Annotated in this window: 17 protein-coding genes; 11 read left to right on the top strand and 6 right to left on the bottom strand. The window is 59.3% G+C overall.

All coding sequences use genetic code 11. The features are described from left to right. Positions 1 to 56: 56 nt before the first annotated feature. Positions 57 to 1,553, bottom strand: a complete 1,497-nt coding sequence (locus tag EAH74_RS13720; RefSeq protein ID WP_140679135.1) for a PAS domain S-box protein — start codon at positions 1,551 to 1,553, stop codon at positions 57 to 59. Positions 1,554 to 1,789: 236 nt separating this feature from the next. Here EAH74_RS13720 and EAH74_RS13725 point away from each other — a divergent pair, with 236 nt between their 5' ends. Next, a complete protein-coding gene (locus EAH74_RS13725; protein ID WP_140679137.1) occupies positions 1,790 to 2,248 on the top strand; it encodes an REP-associated tyrosine transposase in 459 nt (152 codons plus the stop codon). A 117-nt stretch (positions 2,249 to 2,365) separates the two neighbouring features. On the opposite strand, the gene sigJ is transcribed toward EAH74_RS13725, so the two are convergent. Further along, positions 2,366 to 3,259, bottom strand: coding sequence for an RNA polymerase sigma factor SigJ (sigJ, locus tag EAH74_RS13730; protein WP_140679139.1), 894 nt, complete (start codon positions 3,257 to 3,259; stop codon positions 2,366 to 2,368). A gap of 3 nt (positions 3,260 to 3,262) precedes the next feature. Continuing rightward, the gene (locus tag EAH74_RS13735; RefSeq protein WP_140679141.1) at positions 3,263 to 3,697 is read right to left on the bottom strand and encodes a carboxymuconolactone decarboxylase family protein; all 435 of its coding nucleotides are present in this window, start codon (positions 3,695 to 3,697) and stop codon (positions 3,263 to 3,265) included. Between the two features lie 171 nt (positions 3,698 to 3,868). On the opposite strand from EAH74_RS13735, the gene EAH74_RS13740 reads away from it, so the two are divergent. Together EAH74_RS13740 and EAH74_RS13745 are read left to right on the top strand one after the other, a co-directional pair. Beyond that, positions 3,869 to 4,303, top strand: coding sequence for a YeeE/YedE family protein (locus EAH74_RS13740; RefSeq protein ID WP_140679143.1), 435 nt, complete (start codon positions 3,869 to 3,871; stop codon positions 4,301 to 4,303). A 2-nt stretch (positions 4,304 to 4,305) separates the two neighbouring features. Next, positions 4,306 to 4,719, top strand: a complete 414-nt coding sequence (locus tag EAH74_RS13745; protein ID WP_140679145.1) for a DUF6691 family protein — start codon at positions 4,306 to 4,308, stop codon at positions 4,717 to 4,719. Between the two features lie 79 nt (positions 4,720 to 4,798). Here EAH74_RS13745 and EAH74_RS13750 read toward each other — a convergent pair whose 3' ends face one another. Beyond that, positions 4,799 to 6,082: a Zn-dependent hydrolase gene (locus EAH74_RS13750; RefSeq protein ID WP_140679147.1), complete on the bottom strand. Its 1,284-nt coding sequence runs from the start codon at positions 6,080 to 6,082 to the stop codon at positions 4,799 to 4,801. Between the two features lie 156 nt (positions 6,083 to 6,238). Next, positions 6,239 to 7,723: an NCS1 family nucleobase:cation symporter-1 gene (locus tag EAH74_RS13755; RefSeq protein ID WP_140679149.1), complete on the bottom strand. Its 1,485-nt coding sequence runs from the start codon at positions 7,721 to 7,723 to the stop codon at positions 6,239 to 6,241. Positions 7,724 to 8,277: 554 nt separating this feature from the next. Here EAH74_RS13755 and hydA point away from each other — a divergent pair. From hydA to preA, 3 genes are all read left to right on the top strand, one after another. Next, the gene (hydA, locus tag EAH74_RS13760; protein ID WP_140679151.1) at positions 8,278 to 9,717 is read left to right on the top strand and encodes a dihydropyrimidinase; all 1,440 of its coding nucleotides are present in this window, start codon (positions 8,278 to 8,280) and stop codon (positions 9,715 to 9,717) included. 107 nt (positions 9,718 to 9,824) lie between these two features. Continuing rightward, positions 9,825 to 11,192, top strand: coding sequence for an NAD(P)-dependent oxidoreductase (locus EAH74_RS13765; RefSeq protein WP_140679153.1), 1,368 nt, complete (start codon positions 9,825 to 9,827; stop codon positions 11,190 to 11,192). Next, positions 11,193 to 12,467 (top strand): NAD-dependent dihydropyrimidine dehydrogenase subunit PreA, encoded by a 1,275-nt coding sequence (preA, locus tag EAH74_RS13770; protein ID WP_140679155.1) that lies wholly within the window; start codon positions 11,193 to 11,195, stop codon positions 12,465 to 12,467. It abuts the gene before it with no gap. Positions 12,468 to 12,574: 107 nt separating this feature from the next. Here the strand turns inward: preA and EAH74_RS13775 are convergent, their stop codons facing one another. Next, positions 12,575 to 13,195 (bottom strand): TetR/AcrR family transcriptional regulator, encoded by a 621-nt coding sequence (locus EAH74_RS13775; protein ID WP_008149783.1) that lies wholly within the window; start codon positions 13,193 to 13,195, stop codon positions 12,575 to 12,577. Between the two features lie 140 nt (positions 13,196 to 13,335). Between EAH74_RS13775 and copC the strand changes: the two genes are divergently transcribed. The 5 genes from copC (at position 13,336) to EAH74_RS13800 (ending at position 18,153) form a co-directional block, all read left to right on the top strand. Beyond that, complete coding sequence (copC, locus tag EAH74_RS13780; protein ID WP_140679157.1) at positions 13,336 to 13,701, top strand: copper homeostasis periplasmic binding protein CopC; 366 nt, start codon at positions 13,336 to 13,338, stop codon at positions 13,699 to 13,701. Positions 13,702 to 13,704: 3 nt separating this feature from the next. After that, the gene (gene copD, locus EAH74_RS13785; protein WP_140679159.1) at positions 13,705 to 14,565 is read left to right on the top strand and encodes a copper homeostasis membrane protein CopD; all 861 of its coding nucleotides are present in this window, start codon (positions 13,705 to 13,707) and stop codon (positions 14,563 to 14,565) included. Positions 14,566 to 14,813: 248 nt separating this feature from the next. Beyond that, on the top strand, positions 14,814 to 16,112 hold the full coding sequence (locus EAH74_RS13790; RefSeq protein WP_140679161.1) for an OprD family porin: 1,299 nt from the start codon (positions 14,814 to 14,816) through the stop codon (positions 16,110 to 16,112). Between the two features lie 275 nt (positions 16,113 to 16,387). Next, on the top strand, positions 16,388 to 17,212 hold the full coding sequence (locus EAH74_RS13795; RefSeq protein ID WP_140679162.1) for an NAD-dependent epimerase/dehydratase family protein: 825 nt from the start codon (positions 16,388 to 16,390) through the stop codon (positions 17,210 to 17,212). A gap of 53 nt (positions 17,213 to 17,265) precedes the next feature. Next, positions 17,266 to 18,153: an SMP-30/gluconolactonase/LRE family protein gene (locus EAH74_RS13800; RefSeq protein ID WP_140679164.1), complete on the top strand. Its 888-nt coding sequence runs from the start codon at positions 17,266 to 17,268 to the stop codon at positions 18,151 to 18,153. Positions 18,154 to 18,165: the final 12 nt, after the last annotated feature.

Here is an 18,165-nt window from a genome sequence, read left to right on the forward strand (position 1 = left end):
ACTGCCGCACTCGGTCAGAACATGAATTTGCACCCCTTCGAGTAGTGCATTTGCACCTAACGCTGGGCCTTGGGCCGCCACTCGCTGGAGAACAAACCGCGCTCGCGAGCCCAGACAATCGCCTCGCTACGACTGTGAACGTCGAGCTTGGAATACACCGTCGAGACATGGTTGCGCACCGTGTTCGGCGCGAGTTTGAGCCGCGCGGCGATTTCCTTGTCGGCCAGGCCTTCGCAAATCAGGCCGAGCACATCGCGCTCGCGGGCAGTCAGGTCGGTGAAAGACACACTAGGCAACTGCGGCGAGTTGACGTTTTTCACGTTAGCGAGTTTCTCGATGAGCGTGCGGCTGAACCAGGAGGCGTCCTTCATGACCTCTTCGATCGCCGACACTAGCTCCAGCTCTGTGCGTTTACGCTCGGTGATGTCCATAAACACCAGCAGGTAGCAGGGACTGTCCTGAATGTTCACGGTGTCGGCCGAGACCGCGCAATCGATCAGCCCGGCGCCTTTCTTGCGGAGGCTGACATCAATGCGATCCAGGCTTCCCATTTTCTCCAGCGTCGCAAACAGCCGTGTACGTGCGCCCTTGTCATGGATGAAGTCGATCTCTGCAATGGTCTTGCCAAGCACTTCTTCACTGGCATACGCGAGCGTATCGAGGAAGGCTTCATTGACGTCCATCACCACCTGATCGCCGGCGTTGCACACCAGGATCGGCACCGGGGTCAGTCGAAAAGCCTTGGCAAAACGTTCCTCGCTCTGGCGCAGTGCGACTTCGGCCTTATGCCGAGGCTCGATGTCGACGAAGGAAAACAGCATGCAGGCTTCGTCGTTCAGCTCAAGGGGCTGGCCGGCGACGATCACCTGTTTGCTGCCACCTTCGGGTAACTGCAGCTGCGCCTGCATTTGTGGAATGGTCGCCCCTTCGCGCAACCGCTGCTTGGCCAGGTCTTTGTTTTCGGCGCCCTCCAGCACGTCCAGTTCATAAGTCGAATGGCCGATCACCTGATCACGGGCATAGCCAGTCATCTCCAGGAAGCCCGGATTGACTTTGATGTAGCGCAAATCGCTTAGGCGACAGATCACCGCCGGGGCTGGGTTGGCATTGAAGGTTTTTTCAAAACGCTGTTCGGCGCTGGCCCACTCCGTGACATCGTTCATGATCAGCACCAGCGACTCCGGCTCGCCAGCGCTGTCGGCCAACACCATGCTGCGCACGCTGTGAACCCAGGTGCGCTCTTCGTCGTCCGCCGGGGTCACCTCAACCAACACATCACTGAAGGACTCGCCTCGAGCGACGCGGCTGATCGGATAATTGTCGACCTGAACCGGATGATTATTGCGATAACGCAAGGCGAAGCGCTTGGCGTACTCCCTGGCATTCGCCCCCAGTTCGCTGAGTTGCCCGACGCCGTGCATGGCCAACGCGGCGTCATTGGCCCAGAGAAGGGTCTGGTCGAGCTCCAGCAGAATCACCCCATCGGACAGGCCGGCGATGATCTGCTGCAACTGACGGCGATTGGTTTCGGTGGTCAGGACGTCCTGGCTCATTGGCTCTCCACGCGTACGGCGGTGCATTCATGCGCCGCCCTGTGAAGATTACGACCGCGTGCATTCATGATCGTGCAGATATGCCGGGGAACACGGGTGTAGGAGCTGCCGCAGGTTCGGGCCGCGTTCGGACGATCTTTTCGGCGTACTCGAAATATTACGAAAATGCTTTGGCCAACAACAGAAGCACCATCAGCTAACGTTCGTTTGCCAACAAATTTCAAGGAGGGCAAGGAATGCCTGTCGCTGCAAATGGATGTCGTCTTCGTAAAGCTCGATTTTCGGAATCTGGTCGTATTTATCTGCTGACTGCTGTCGCTCATCAGCGAGAGTCGGTGTTTGCAGATTGGCGGTTGGGACGGCTGGTGGTTGATCAGTTGCGTTGTGCCGATGAAACCTCGGCCATCACGTCATTGGCCTGGGTGGTGATGCCAGACCATCTGCATTGGTTGTTGGAACTGCACAACGGTACTTTGGCCGAGCTGATGTGCCGTATTAAATCCAGAAGCAGCCGTTCGATCAATATTGCGCGGCAGAAGCAGGGCCGATTATGGCAACGGGGGTATTACGACCGGGCATTACGTCGTGATGAAGACTTGAAGGATGCCGCACGTTACATCGTCATGAATCCGTTGCGTGCGGGGTTGGTGAAACGGGTGGGGGATTATCCGTTGTGGGATGCCATTTGGCTTTGAAAGATCAAGATCAAAAGATCGCAGCCTTCGGCAGCTCCTACAGAGGTTGCGTACACCTGCAAACTCCACGGATGTACGCGATCAATGTAGGAGCTGCCGCAGGCTGCGATCTTTTGACTATTGCACTTGCAACGATGCATCCAACCCCGCCAACTTCTCCGGGTTACGCATGATGAAAATCCGGCTCACCCGCCCCGCGTCATCAAAACCAAACGTCATCGACGCAGTGATGATCCCGTCCGCCTTGATAATCACGCCTTGTGCCCCATTGATTTCGCTGGGCAACCATTCGCACGTCTGCCAATAGACGTGCAACGACTGGCCAATGAAATCCAGCACGCTGGAAATGCCCGACAAGGTCTCACGAATGGCCGAGGCCTTGCCGCCACTGTCGGCGCAGAGTTCGACGTCTTCGCTCAGCATCGCGGTCAAGGAAGCGGTCGAGCCGCTGGCGATGGCGCTATGGAAAGCGCTGAGCAATTGGTCCTGACGCGCCGGTTTCGGCTGAAAGCGCGTTTGTCCGTTGCCCAGGCTGGCTTTGGCCCGGGACACCAGTTTGCGGCACGCCGCCTCTTGAACGCCGACCGTATCCGCGACCTGCGCGTAATCCATGTCGAAAATTTCGTAGAGCAGGTAGGCGGCGCGTTCCTTGGGGGTTAACCGCTCCAGCAGCAACAGGAACGCGGTGGACAGCGATGAGGCCAGTTCATGCCTGTGTTCGGGTGAATCCTGATGGGTGGTGTGAATCGGTTCCGGCAGCCAGGTGCCGATGTAATCAACCCGCGACTTGTGAGCCGAGCGCAGCAAATCGATGCAGTGCCGGGTGCACGCCGTGGTCAGCCAGGCGGCCGGCGTGGCAATGGCGGCGCGGTCAGCCTCCAGCCATTTGATGAACAGCTCTTGCACGACATCCTCGGCTTCGGCGCGGGAGCCGAGGATGCGATACGCCAGACCAAGCAAAAAGGGCCGGCACTGCTCGAACACAGCGGCGGCGTTTTCAGCGGAGTTCATCAATCAGTGCCTCGACACCTGCAAACGGTTCCACAGGTTGATCATGCCGATCTCGGCCGTCAAGGCACCGATTTGCGCGTCATTGAAGTGCTCGCGCAAGTCACCGCGCAGGCTGGCGTAATCGGTCTGTTCATCGAGTACTGTCAGGGCTTCGGTCCAGGCCAGGGCGGCGCGTTCGCAGGCGCTGAAATCGCTGACGTGGCGCCAGACAATCAGGCGGTCCAGCCGCTCGTTGGTTTCATTGGCTTCACGGGCCTCGCGGGTGTGCATCTTCACGCAGAAACCGCATTGGTTGATCTGTGAGGCGCGCAAGTGGATCAAATGCTTCAGGCTTGCAGGCAGGTCGTGATGGTCGAGGGTGACATGCACCTGGGTCAGGCTTTCGAAGACGTGAGGAATGGATTGCAGCAGGTTGATCGGTTGGGTGTTGGACGACATCGTGTGGCTCCACTGTTTGGGGGATTCAACAAAATGACGATCCAGCGTTATGGTTTGTGACGCGCCGACAAAGGCTTTGATCTTTTGGTCGTATCACCATCTCGCGGCGGCTGCCCTAAGCTCAAGTCGAAGAGTGATTTATGCTGTCCCTTACCTGCCAGGAGAGTTGCCATGATGCTGGATACGCTGCATTTCACGCCTTGGTCCGCGTTGGCAGGCGGTGCGTTGATCGGCTTGGCGGCGAGCGTGATGGTCGTGGCCAATGGACGGGTCGCCGGGATTAGCGGATTACTCGGCAGTCTGCTAGCGCCAGGTGATTCGGGGCGAGGCGAAAAAGCCTTATTCATACTCGGACTGCTGGCGGCCCCCCTGTTGTGGGCGCTGTTTCAGGTGTGGCCGACCATTGAATTCAAGACCGGTACCGTGGGGCTGATCATCGCCGGATTGTGTGTCGGGATCGGCACCCGTTATGGCTCTGGTTGCACCAGTGGCCACGGAGTGTGCGGTATTTCGCGGCTTTCACCACGCTCCATCGTCGCGACGTTGAGCTTCATGTTCGCAGGCTTTGCGACCGTGTTTGTCCTGCGCCATCTGTTGGGGGTTTGAACATGAAAAAACTCACGGCTTTCCTTGCCGGCCTGTTGTTCGGCATCGGCCTGCTGTTGGCTGGCATGGCCAACCCGGCCAAAGTGCTGGGGTTTCTCGATATAACCGGTGTGTGGGATCCCTCCCTGGCACTGGTGATGATCGGGGCGATTGCCGTGGCCTGGGTGCCGTTTCACTGGGCCATGAAACAATCCACGTCGTTGCTGGGGGCGCCGATGCAGTTGCCGGTCAGTCGTGAACTGGATCGACGCTTGATCGGTGGCAGCCTGCTGTTCGGGGTCGGTTGGGGCATTGCGGGCATCTGCCCCGGGCCGGCGCTGGTGCTGTTGCCGACGGGGCATTGGCAGGCGTGGGTGTTTGCGATCGCGATGCTGGCGGGGATGTTGATATTCAGCAGGTTGCAAGCGCGTCGTTAAGTCGCCTCGCCAAGTCAATGTCTAGAGATCGTAGCTTTCGGCCGCGCAGTCATTGCCGAAGGCTACGATTTTTTGCGTTTCAGGCTGCCAACTCTCCACTGGCAATCGCCGCCGAAGCCGCCAGCATCGCCCGCAACAACACCGCACACCCGGCTGCCAGATCATCCGGCGCGGCGTTTTCGATTTCGTTGTGGCTGATGCCGCCTTCGCACGGTACGAAGATCATCCCGGCCGGGCCAAGTTCGGCGAGGAAGATTGCGTCGTGCCCTGCTCCGCTGACGATGTCCATGTGCGACAGGCCCAAGCCTTGGGCCGCGCCGCGTACCGCTTCGACGCAACCTTTGTCGAAGTACAGCGGCGGGAAGTCCGCAGTGGGTGTCAGTTCGAAGGTCAGGCCGTGTTCCTCGCAGGTGGTTTCGATGACTTCGCGGACTTCGGCAATCATTGAGTCCAGCCGTGCCGGTTCCAGATGACGGAAGTCCAGGGTCATGCGCACTTCGCCGGGGATGACGTTGCGTGAGCCGGGATAGGCTTGCAGGCAGCCGACGGTGCCGCAGGCGTGGGGTTGATGACTGAGGGCAGCGCGGTTGACCGCACCGACGATCACCGAGGCGCCGACCAGGGCGTCCTTGCGCAGGTGCATCGGCGTCGGGCCGGCGTGGGCTTCGACGCCGCGCAGTTTCAAGTCGAACCATTTCTGTCCGAGAGCGCCCATCACCACACCGATGGTTTTGCGTTCGTCTTCGAGGATCGGGCCTTGCTCGATATGGGCCTCGAAATAGGCGCCAACGGCGTGACCACTGACCTTGCGCTCGCCAGCATAGCCAATGGCGTTCAAGGCTTCACCAACGGTGACGCCCTCGGCATCGACCTTGGCCAGGGTTTCTTCGAGGGTGAATTTTTCTGCGAATACACCGGAGCCCATCATGCAGGGGGCGAAGCGTGAACCTTCCTCGTTGGTCCAGACGACAACTTCCAGCGGCGCTTCGGTTTCCACGCCCAGGTCATTGAGGGTGCGCAGCACTTCGACGCCGGCCAGTACGCCGAAGCAGCCGTCGAACTTGCCGCCGGTGGGTTGGGTGTCGATGTGGCTGCCGGTCATCACCGGTGGCAGGTTGGGGTTGCGGCCGGGGCGGCGGGCGAAGATGTTGCCGACGGCATCGATGCTGACGGTGCAACCGGCCTCCTCACACCAGTTGACGAAAATGTCCCGGGCCTGGCGGTCGAGATCGGTCAGGGCCAGGCGACAGACGCCGCCCTTGACCGTGGCGCCGAGCTTGGCCAGGTCCATGAGCGACTGCCACAAGCGGTCGCGATTGATGTGCTGATGGTTGGACTGCAGAACGTCTACGGCAGCGTTCATGATGATCTCCTCAGGCAGTTGTTGTAGGTTTCTTCAGGCATTTCTTGGGTGTCTTGGCGGCCGTCTTCGTCGGAACGCCGCCCGGAGCCGGCTCGCTCCCACATTTGGAATGCATTACCCCAGTGGGAGCGAGCCTGCTCGCGATGAGGCCATCCCTCACACTGGAGATTTCGCAACAGACGGGCTGGGGCGCATCGAGCACAACCCGTAATAAATCAGCCCGCCCAGTGCCGAGCCGGTGAACCAGCCATAGCTGTAGAACCAACTGAACGCATCGCTGCCGAGCGACAGCAGCGTCAGCATCACCGGCACACCAAATGCGATAAACCCAAACCAGTTCCACGCCGGGTAAACGTCGTCACGGTAAAGACCCGCCAGGTCCAGTTGCTGTTTCTTGATCAGGAAATAGTCCACCACCATGATCCCGGCGATCGGGCCCAACAGGCTCGAATAGCCCAGCAACCAGTTGGAATACACCGTCTCCAGGCTTAAATCCGAGACGATCAAACCGAGCTTCTTCAACAGCTCATGGGCCATCAGCGCCAAGCCGACCAGGCCGGTGAGCATCACCGCTGTGGTGCGGTTGATGTACTTGGGGGCGACGTTCTGGAAGTCGTTGGTCGGCGAAACGATATTGGCCGCGGTGTTGGTAGACAGCGTGGCGATGATGATCAGCGCCATGGCCAGTGCAACCCAGACCGGACTCTGGATATGGCCAATCAGGGTGACCGGATCGGAGACGGTGACGCCCACCAGTTTTACCGAGGCGGCCGTCATCACTACGCCAAGGGAAGCGAACAGGAACATGGTCAGGGGCAAGCCGATAATCTGCCCGACGATCTGATCCTTCTGGCTTTTCGCATAGCGGCTGAAATCCGGAATGTTCAGGGACAAGGTGGCCCAGAACCCGACCATGGCGGTCAGCCCGGCGGCAAAGTAACTGACCACGCTCGCGCCTTCCGGACGTTTGGCCGGGATCGCCAGCAACTCGGTCATCGACACGTTCGGCATCGCCCATGCCAACAGGCCCACACCCACCAATATCAACAACGGCGCCGAGAGGGTTTCCAGCCATTTGATCGAGTCCGCACCGCGAATCACCACCCACAGGTTCAAGGCCCAGAACACCATGAACCCGATCACTTCACCGGTACCGCCGAGGGATTTCCAACCGTCGAACACCGAGCCCAGAAACAGGTGAATGGCCAGTCCGCCGAACATCGTCTGAATGCCGAACCAGCCACACGCCACCAGCGCCCGGATCAGGCACGGAATGTTGGAGCCGAGGATGCCGAAGGACGAACGCAACAACACCGGAAACGGAATGCCGTACTTGGTGCCGGGAAAGGCGTTCAGGGTCAACGGGATCAGTACGATGATGTTGGCGAACAGAATCGCCAGTAGCGCTTCGCCGACGCTCAGGCCGAAATAAGCGGTGAGCACGCCGCCGAGGGTGTAGGTCGGCACGCAGATCGCCATGCCGACCCACAAGGCGGTGATGTGCCATTTGTTCCAGGTTCGTTCGTGCACCTTGGTCGGTGCCATGTCGTGGTTGTAACGGGGGCTGTCGAGGACGTCACTGCCGGCTTCGAGCTCAAACAAGCCGTCGCGCTCGGTCACTTGCGATCTGATCTGTTGCATGGCCGCTCCACTGTTCTTTGAATTATTTTTTTGCTCATCAGGGGCTGGCGGCATCAATAAGCGTGCCGGGCACCCGTCTGCGCATCGGGCAGTTCCACAAAAACATTGCAACTCACTGATGTTTATCAGTTTTTATATATCGCTCCGATCAGTCCCCGGTTACTTGCCTGTTCACTCAGGCCGAATGCCAGGCAAGTTGTCCGAACCGTCAGGACTCAATCTGGTGCATGGGTCTTTTTTTTCAAAGTTGCGCATCAACCATAGACCATCCTCAAGCAGCTGATTTCACATAAGAAATCTCGTTCATTTTGAGAACCTGTCAAGTGCGTCAAAATGGTTCGAGGCCACACCATTTTGGTGATTTTCAGTTTTAATCGTTATTTATCAATGTGTTAAAACAGTAATAAGCTTATAAAAAATATTCTTGCTCATTCCATAAACTCAGACTAGTTTCTATTCCTGACAGCGCTGACAGGAATACACCTGTTTGCGCCGGCTTCATATAAAACATTTAGAACCGGCACAAGTCGGTCATTGCCTGCGAGGAACTCGGAATGTCTCTGTTGATCCGTGGCGCCACCGTTATTACCCATGATGAAAGTTATCGCGCCGACGTCTATTGCGCCGACGGCGTGATCAAAGCCATCGGTGAAAATCTTGATGTTCCCGCCGATGCCGAAGTGCTCGACGGCAGCGGCCAATACCTGATGCCCGGCGGTATCGATCCGCACACGCACATGCAACTGCCCTTCATGGGCACGGTGGCCAGTGAAGACTTCTTCAGCGGCACCGCGGCGGGACTTGCCGGTGGCACGACGTCGATCATCGACTTTGTGATTCCCAATCCGCAGCAATCCTTGATGGAAGCCTTTCATCAGTGGCGCGGCTGGGCTGAGAAGTCGGCGTCGGATTACGGTTTCCATGTCGCGATCACCTGGTGGAGCGAACAGGTGCGCGAGGAAATGGCCGAGCTGGTCAGCCAGCACGGGGTCAACAGCTTCAAGCACTTCATGGCCTACAAGAACGCGATCATGGCCGCCGACGACACCCTGGTAGCGAGTTTCGAGCGTTGCCTGGAATTGGGCGCGGTGCCGACCGTGCATGCGGAAAACGGTGAGCTGGTCTATCACCTGCAACGCAAGTTGATGGCCCAGGGCATGACCGGCCCGGAAGCGCATCCGCTGTCGCGGCCGTCGCAAGTTGAAGGTGAAGCGGCCAGTCGGGCGATCCGCATCGCCGAAACCCTGGGCACGCCGCTGTACCTGGTGCATGTCTCGACCAAGGAAGCCCTCGACGAAATCACCTACGCCCGCAGCAAGGGTCAACAAGTCTACGGCGAAGTCCTGGCCGGGCATTTGCTGCTGGACGACAGCGTCTACCAACACCCGGACTGGCAGACCGCCGCCGGTTACGTGATGAGCCCGCCCTTCCGTCCGCGCGGCCATCAGGAGGCGCTTTGGCACGGTCTGCAATCGGGCAACCTGCACACCACCGCCACCGACCACTGCTGTTTCTGCGCCGAACAAAAAGCCGCCGGCCGTGACGATTTCAGCAAGATTCCCAATGGCACGGCCGGTATCGAAGACCGCATGGCGGTGCTCTGGGATGAAGGGGTGAACACCGGGCGTTTGTCGATGCAGCACTTCGTGGCACTCACCTCCACCAACACCGCGAAAATCTTCAACCTCTACCCGCGCAAAGGGGCGATTCGTGTGGGTGCGGACGCGGATCTGGTGCTGTGGGATCCGGAAGGTACTCGGACGATTTCGGCGAAGACTCACCATCAGCAAGTGGACTTCAACATCTTCGAAGGCAAGACCGTGCGCGGTGTTCCGAGCCACACCGTCAGCCAGGGCCGGGTGGTATGGGCCGATGGTGATTTGCGCGCCGAGCGTGGTGCCGGGCGGTATGTCGAACGGCCGGCGTATCCGGCGGTGTTTGATTTGCTGAGCAAGCGGGCTGAGTTGAACAAGCCGACAGCTGTGAAACGCTGAAAGCGGCCTTCGGCCTATCGCGAGCAGGCTCGCGAAGAGGCCGGCAGCGACAACACAAAACCAATGCCCATCAGAGGCAGTACCTCAATAACCGTGAGGCCAACACCGTGATCAAGACTCTGAACCACCTCCCGCATCCGCACGAGAATGCGGCCGCCCTCGCCGGCCATTTCACCGATCTGGCGCCACCGCTCAACGACCGCCAGGCCCATCTGGAAGCCTCGCGCTGTCTGTATTGCTACGACGCACCCTGCGTGAATGCCTGTCCGAGCGAGATCGACATTCCGTCATTCATCCGCAATATCCATCAGGAAAACGTACAGGGCGCCGCGCAGAAAATTCTCTCGGCAAACATCCTCGGCGGCAGTTGCGCCCGGGTGTGCCCGACGGAAGTGCTTTGCCAGCAAGCCTGCGTGCGCAACAACGACCATGAATGCGCACCGGTGCTGATCGGCCTGTTGCAGCGTTACGCCGTCGATAATGCACACTTCAGCGAACACCCCTTCACGCGTGCGGCATCAACCGGCAAGCGCATCGCCGTGGTTGGCGCCGGTCCGGCCGGTTTGTCCTGCGCTCACCGCAGTGCCATGCACGGTCATGATGTGGTGATTTTCGAGGCGCGGGAAAAGGCTGGTGGTCTCAACGAATACGGGATCGCCAAGTACAAACTGGTGGACGACTACGCGCAAAAGGAGCTGGATTTTCTGCTGCAGATTGGCGGCATCGAAATCCGCCACGGGCAGAAACTTGGAGAGAACCTGACCTTAAGCGAACTGCATCAGCAATTCGATGCGGTGTTCCTCGGCCTCGGTCTGGCCGCCAGCAAACAGCTGGGGCTTACTCATGAAGATGCACCCGGCCTGCTCGCCGCCACCGACTACATCCGCGAACTGCGCCAGGCCGATGACCTGACTCAACTGCCACTGGCTGATCATTGCATCGTGCTGGGCGCCGGCAACACCGCCATCGACATGGCCGTGCAAATGGCTCGCCTCGGGGCACGAGACGTCAATCTGGTGTACCGCCGCGGTGTCGAGGAAATGGGCGCGACAGGTCACGAACAGGACATCGCCAAGGCCAATCAGGTGCGACTGATGACCTGGGCACAACCTGAAGAAGTGCTACTCGATGATCAAGGCAACGTGCGCGGCATGCGCTTCGCCCGCACCCACTTGGTAGACGGTCGCCTGCAAACCACCGGCGAAACCTTCGAACTGGCCGCTGACGCGATCTTCAAAGCCATCGGCCAGGCCTTCGACGCCAGCGCCCTCGCCGATCCGCTGGCACGCGAGCTCAAGCGTCAGGGTGAGCGGATTCAAGTGGACGAAAACCTGCGCACCAGCATCCCCGGCGTGTACGCCGGCGGTGACTGCACCAGTCTCGATCAAGACCTCACCGTGCAGGCCGTGCAGCACGGCAAACGGGCCGCCGAGGCGATCAACGCCCAACTCATGCTCAACGTGGAGGCTGCGTAAATGGCCGATCTCTCGATTGTCTTCGCCGGCATCAAAGCCCCCAATCCGTTCTGGCTGGCCTCCGCGCCACCGACCGACAAGGCCTACAACGTGGTTCGCGCCTTCGAGGCCGGCTGGGGTGGCGTGGTCTGGAAAACCCTGGGTGAAGACCCGGCGGCGGTCAACGTGTCGTCGCGTTACTCGGCGCACTTTGGTGCCAACCGCGAAGTGGTGGGCTTCAACAACATCGAGCTGATCACTGATCGCTCACTGGAGATCAACCTGCGGGAAATCACCCAGGTCAAAAAGGACTGGCCGGATCGCGCGCTGATCGTGTCGCTGATGGTGCCCTGCGTTGAAGAATCCTGGAAATTCATCCTGCCGCTGGTGGAAGCCACCGGCGCCGACGGCATCGAGCTAAACTTCGGTTGCCCGCACGGGATGCCGGAGCGCGGCATGGGCGCGGCGGTCGGCCAAGTGCCGGAGTATGTCGAGCAGGTCACCCGTTGGTGCAAGACGTACTGCTCGCTGCCGGTGATCGTCAAACTCACGCCAAATATCACCGACATTCGCGTCGCCGCCCGTGCGGCCCATCGCGGCGGTGCCGATGCCGTGTCGCTGATCAACACGATCAACTCGATCACCAGCGTCAACCTGGAGCGCATGGTCGCCAATCCCGCCGTGGGCAGCCAAAGCACCCACGGTGGTTATTGCGGTTCGGCGGTCAAGCCGATTGCCCTGAACATGGTTGCCGAAATCGCCCGCGATCCACAGACCCAAGGCCTGCCGATCTCCGGCATTGGCGGCATTAGCAGCTGGCGCGACGCGGCGGAATTCATTGCCCTGGGCAGCGGCTCGGTGCAGGTGTGCACGGCGGCGATGCTGCATGGCTTCCGGATTGTCGAGGAAATGAAGGACGGTTTATCGCGCTGGATGGACAGTCAGGGCTACGCCAGCGTGTCAGAGTTTTCCGGGCGGGCGGTGGGCAACACCACGGACTGGAAGTACCTGGACATCAACTATCAAGTGATTGCCAGGATTGACCAGGAGGCCTGCATTGGTTGCGGTCGTTGCCACATTGCTTGCGAAGACACTTCGCACCAGGCGGTTGCCAGCCTTAAGCAGGCGGACGGCACGCATAAATATGAAGTGATTGACGATGAGTGCGTGGGGTGCAATCTGTGTCAGATCACGTGCCCGGTGCAGGATTGTATTGAGATGGTGCCGATGGAGAACGGGAAGCCGTTTCTGGATTGGAATCATGATCCGCGCAATCCCTACCATGTCGCTGTTTGATCGTTGAAGATCAAGGGATCGCAGCCTCGTTTCACTCGACAGTTCCTACGAGGGATTGTGTAACCCTGTAGGAGCTGTCGAGTGAAACGAGGCTGCGATCTTTTGACTCAAGGCTCCAACCCAATCCCCCGCAAGATCACACTCGTCACCGTCTGCACCGCCCGCTCAAACTGCATGTCCGACAACGGCTGATGATCATTCAGAATATTCACCTGATGATCAAAGTCGGCGTAGTGCTGGGTCGACGCCCAGATCATGTACAGCAGGCTCGAAGGTTCCACCGGCAGGATGCGTTTGTCATCCACCCACTGGCGAATTTTCGCTTCTTTCATCTTGGCCCAGTCGTACAGACTGACGTCCAGTTTCTCACCCAGCGTCGGCGCCCCATGGATGATTTCGTTGGCCCAGACTTTGGAGCCATAAGGCCGGCTGCGGGAGTGGTTCATCTTGGCGCGGATGTAGCTGCTGAGCACCACGCGCGGATCGTCGAACATCTCGAAGCACAGCGCGTCCTGTTTCCACACTTCCAGCAAACCCAACAGCACGGCGCTGTACAGCTCACTCTTGGTGCTGAAGTAGTAATGCAGGTTGGAGCGCGGCAGTTGCACCTCGGCGGCGATGTCGGCCATGGCGGTGCCGCCGAAACCTTTTTCGGCGAAAACCTTTTCGGCCCCCAACAGAATTTTCTCGACGTTACTGCGACGAATCTCGATCTTGTGATTGCCCATGAGGGCTCCCTGACAACAGCGTTGCTCAAGACTAGCATCCGCTCTACCTCGCGGCGACAAGGGAAAACGAAACTTCGTACACCCAGCTTCTCGCAGGTAAACTGACCGCCTTTTCGAACCCGCCTCAGAGGTATTCCACGATGCTGCTCAAGAAAACCCTGACCACCGTCGCCCTGCTCGGCTCGCTGTTCGCCGCTTCATCAGTGTTTGCCCATGCCCATCTAAAAGGCCAGACCCCGGCCGCCGACAGCACGGTGAGCGCGCCGTCGGTGCTGCGCCTGGTGTTTTCCGAAGGCGTTGAAGCGACCTTTTCCAAAGTCACGATCAGCAAGGACGGTAGCAACGTGCCGGTGAAGAGCCTCGCCACCGAAGGCAGCGACAAGAAAACCCTGATCGTCACCCCGGCCGCACCGTTGGCAGCGGGTGCCTACAAAGTCGAATGGCACGCGGTGTCGGTCGATACCCACAAAAGCGAAGGCGCCTATAGCTTCAAGGTTGGCCAGTAACTCATGACGAGCGCGATGGTGCTGTGCCGCTTTCTGCATTTCACTGTCGTGCTGATGCTGTTCGGGGCGTGGGTCTTCAAGCCTCTGCTGGTCAATGGCGACGCAGGAAATCTGGATCGGCGACTGATGAAAACAAGCCGCTGGCTGGCGGCGGTGGCGTTGGTCACTGGCGTTAGCTGGTTGCTGCTGATCACCGCCAGCATGGCCGGTTCGTGGGACGCGGCATTCGATCCTCCGACCTTGCGACTGGTGTTGGGCAATACATTTTTCGGCCAGGTCTGGCGCTGGCACTTGCTGCTCAATGCGTTGTTGGTCGCGCTGCTGATGACGCCCTTGCGTTCAAACCGGCCCCTGCGAATCGGCCTCGCCAGCCTGCTGCTGGCCACCCTCGCCCCGGTCGGCCACGGCGCCATGCTCGACGGCCTCAATGGCCAATTGCTGATCCTCAATCAAATCATTCACCTAACCTGCGTCGGCGCCTGGCTCGGCGGCTTGATGTTGTTGGTGATGATCCTGCGGCAGCCGACAGCGCATTCCATCAAAGCGACCTTGCAACGCTTCAGCGGCGTGGGTTACGTATTGGTGGCGGGGTTGGTGATGACCGGGCTGATCAACGTTCGTGTACTGACCGGGCAATTCTGGCCGACGCCGTTGCTGTCCGGGTTTGCGCTGATTCTGTTGATCAAGGTTGTGCTGGTCGCCGCGATGCTGGGTCTGGCGTTGTTCAATCGGCTGCGGATCAACGACTGCGAGCAGCGCCTGACTGCTCTGAAAAGCAGCGTCATCTTCGAATGGTTGCTGGGGATGGGAGCGGTGGCTGCCGTTTCACTTCTGGGCACCATGCCCCCGATGATCGTGAGCTAAAACACAAAACCCTGTGGGAGCGAGCTTGCTCGCGATGACGGTCTGACATTCACTGCAGTGGTGTCTGTTCTACCGTCATCGCGAGCAAGCTCGCTCCCACAGGGGTTCTTCGACATACTCCTGCCCCGTCAAGTCATCGTACAACTTCTGATTGACATTCCCCGTAACACTTGCAAATAATCCGCCCCGACGTTGTACGACGACGTATGACAAAAAACAAAAACAACAAGAAACACGGGAGCGTCACTGTGAGCAAGCTCGTCCGCAATTCCTCCGTCTGCACCCCTCGCCCAGCCTTCGCACTCCGTCACACCCTGAGCCTGATCGGTTGCAGCAGCCTGGCCCTCGCCCTGCCCATGACCAGTCATGCCGAAGGTTTCGTCGATGACGCCAAAGCCACGCTGAACCTGCGCAACTTCTACATCAACCGCAACTTCACGAACCCGGCCTACCCGCAGGGCAAGGCTGAAGAGTGGACCCAAAGCTTCATCCTCGATGCCAAATCCGGATTCACCCAGGGCCCCGTCGGTTTCGGCATGGATGTGCTGGGCCTGTACTCGGAAAAACTCGACGGTGGCAAAGGCACGGGTGGCACCTCGTTGCTGCCGATTCATGACGACGGCCGCCCGGCCGATAATTTCGGGCGCCTGGGTGTGGCGCTGAAAGGTAAAGTCTCGAAAACCGAATTGAAGGTCGGCGAATGGATGCCGGTGTTGCCGATCCTGCGCTCCGACGACGGCCGGTCCCTGCCGCAAACCTTCCGCGGTGGACAGGTGACGTCCACCGAGATCAGTGGCCTGACGCTCTACGGCGGCCAGTTCCGCGCCAACAGCCCGCGCAACGATGCGAGCATGGAAGACATGTTCATGAACGGCAAATCGGCGGCCTTCACCTCGGACCGTTTCAACTTTGGCGGCGGTGAATATGCGTTCAACGAGAAGCGCACCCTGGTCGGCGTCTGGTACGCGCAACTCAGCGACATTTATCAGCAGCAGTATTTCAACCTGAGCCACAGCCAGCCCATCGGCGACTGGACCCTCGGTGCCAACCTTGGCTACTTCATCGGCAAGGAAGACGGCAGCGCCCTCGCCGGCGACCTCGACAACAAAACCGCGTTCGCCATGCTCTCGGCCAAATACGGCGGCAGCACCTTCTTTGTCGGCCTGCAAAAACTCACCGGCGACGATGTCTGGATGCGGGTCAACGGCACCAGCGGCGGCACCCTGGCCAACGACAGCTACAACTCCAGCTACGACAACGCCAAGGAAAGATCCTGGCAGCTGCGCCACGACTACAATTTTGTGGCGCTCGGCATTCCCGGCCTGACAATGATGAACCGCTACATCAGCGGCGATAACGTGCACACCGGCACCATCACCGACGGCAAGGAATGGGGCCGCGAGTCAGAACTGGCTTACACCGTCCAGAGCGGCGCGCTGAAGAATCTCAACGTCAAATGGCGTAATGCGTCGATCCGCAAGGACTTCAGCACCAATGAATTCGACGAAAACCGCATTATCATCAACTACCCGATTTCGTTGTTGTAAGCCGAGGGCGGGGGGATCAACACGAGCCCTGTGGGAGCGAGCTTGCTCGCGATGGCGGCGTTACATTCAACATCAATGTATTTGACATAAAGCCATCGCGAGCAAGCTCGCTCCCACAAAGTGCTTCGCAGTGTCAGCTGATGCAGGAATGACCCTCCGTCAATTTCAACCGATGACGCGTTGACAACGACCTGAAACCCTAACGATACTTCGACCTAGTCGTACGACAACCTACAACAAATTCAATAACAATGACTGCTTGTTCAGGGACTCCCATGACCATCACTACTCAAGCCCGCGCTCCTTTCAATCGTCTCCTCCTGACCGGTGCCGCCGGTGGCCTCGGCAAAGTCCTGCGCGAAAGCCTGCGGCCCTACGCCAATGTGATTCGCCTGTCGGACATCGCTGACATCGCCCCGGCCATCGATGACCGTGAAGAAGTCGTGCCCTGCGACCTGGCAGACAAGCAAGCAGTCCATCAGTTGGTTGAAGGCGTGGACGCGATCCTGCACTTCGGTGGCGTCTCGACGGAGCACTCGTTCGAAGAGATCCTCGGCGCCAACATCTGTGGCGTATTCCACATCTACGAAGCCGCTCGCCGCCATGGTGTGAAGCGCGTGATTTTTGCCAGTTCCAACCACGTGATCGGCTTCTATAAGCAGGATGAAGTCATCGACGCCCACTCCCCTCGCCGCCCGGACAGCTACTACGGCTTGTCCAAGTCCTACGGCGAAGACATGGCCAGTTTCTACTTCGATCGCTACGGCATCGAGACCGTCAGCGTGCGCATCGGCTCCTCGTTCGCGGAGCCGCTGAACCGCCGAATGATGAGCACCTGGTTGAGCTTCGGCGACCTGACTCAATTGCTCGAATGCGCGCTGTACGCCCCTAATGTCGGCCACACCGTGGTCTACGGCATGTCCGACAACAAGAACGTCTGGTGGGACAACCGTTTCGCCACCTGCCTGGGTTATGAACCTCAGGACAGCTCCGAAGTGTTCCGCGAAAAAGTCGAAGCCCAACCGATGCCGGCCGCTGATGACCCGGCTCGGGTCTACCAGGGTGGTGCGTTTGTCGCGTCCGGCCCGTTCGGCGACTGAACCCGCGTACATCACTTGGTCCCAACAACAAAAACCCGAGGGGATGAGCTGTCATGCAAGCCGAATTGATTGTCGATGCCCGCAACGCAGTCGGTGAATGCCCGGTCTGGGTCCCCGAGGAAAACGCCCTGTATTGGGTTGATATTCCTGTCGGCGGACTTCAGCGCTGGAGCGCCGAAACCGGCCATGTCCATGCCTGGACAGCACCGGAGATGCTCGCCTGCATTGCACGTCACCGCGACGGCGGCTGGGTTGCCGGGATGGAAAGCGGTTTTTTTCATCTGCACCCGCACAACGACGGCAGCCTCGACAGCAACCTCCTGGCCCCGGTCGAACACGCCCGCACAGACATGCGCCTGAACGACGGTCGCTGCGATCGTCAGGGGCGTTTCTGGGCCGGCAGCATGGTGCTGAACATGGGCGCCAACGCTGCCGACGGCACGCTTTATCGCTACAGCGCCGGTCAACGCGGGCCACTCGAGGCGCAACTCAGCGGGTTTATCGTGCCCAACGGTTTGGGTTTCAGCCCCGACGGGCGAACGATGTACCTGTCTGATTCTCATCCTCTGGTCCAGCAAATCTGGGCCTTTGATTACGACATCGACAGCGGCACGCCGTCCAACCGACGGCTGTTTGTCGATATGAATCAGTTCCTTGGTCGTCCCGATGGCGCAGCGGTCGATGCCGAAGGCTGCTACTGGATTTGCGCCAATGACGCCGGGCTGATTCACCGTTTCACTCCCGACGGCCGACTGGACCGTTCACTCGCCGTACCGGTGAAAAAACCGAGCATGTGCGCCTTCGGCGGCAGTCGCCTGGACACCCTGTTCGTGACCTCGATCCGCCCCGGCGACGACCATGACGAACAGTCACTGGCCGGCGGTGTGTTCGCCCTCAATCCCGGTGTCAAAGGCTTGCCGGAGCCGTTGTTCAAGGGATGAACCCCGTGTAGC

The sequence above is a fragment of the Pseudomonas mandelii genome (genome assembly GCF_006438925.1).
Classification (GTDB): Bacteria; Pseudomonadota; Gammaproteobacteria; order Pseudomonadales; family Pseudomonadaceae; genus Aquipseudomonas; species Aquipseudomonas mandelii_C.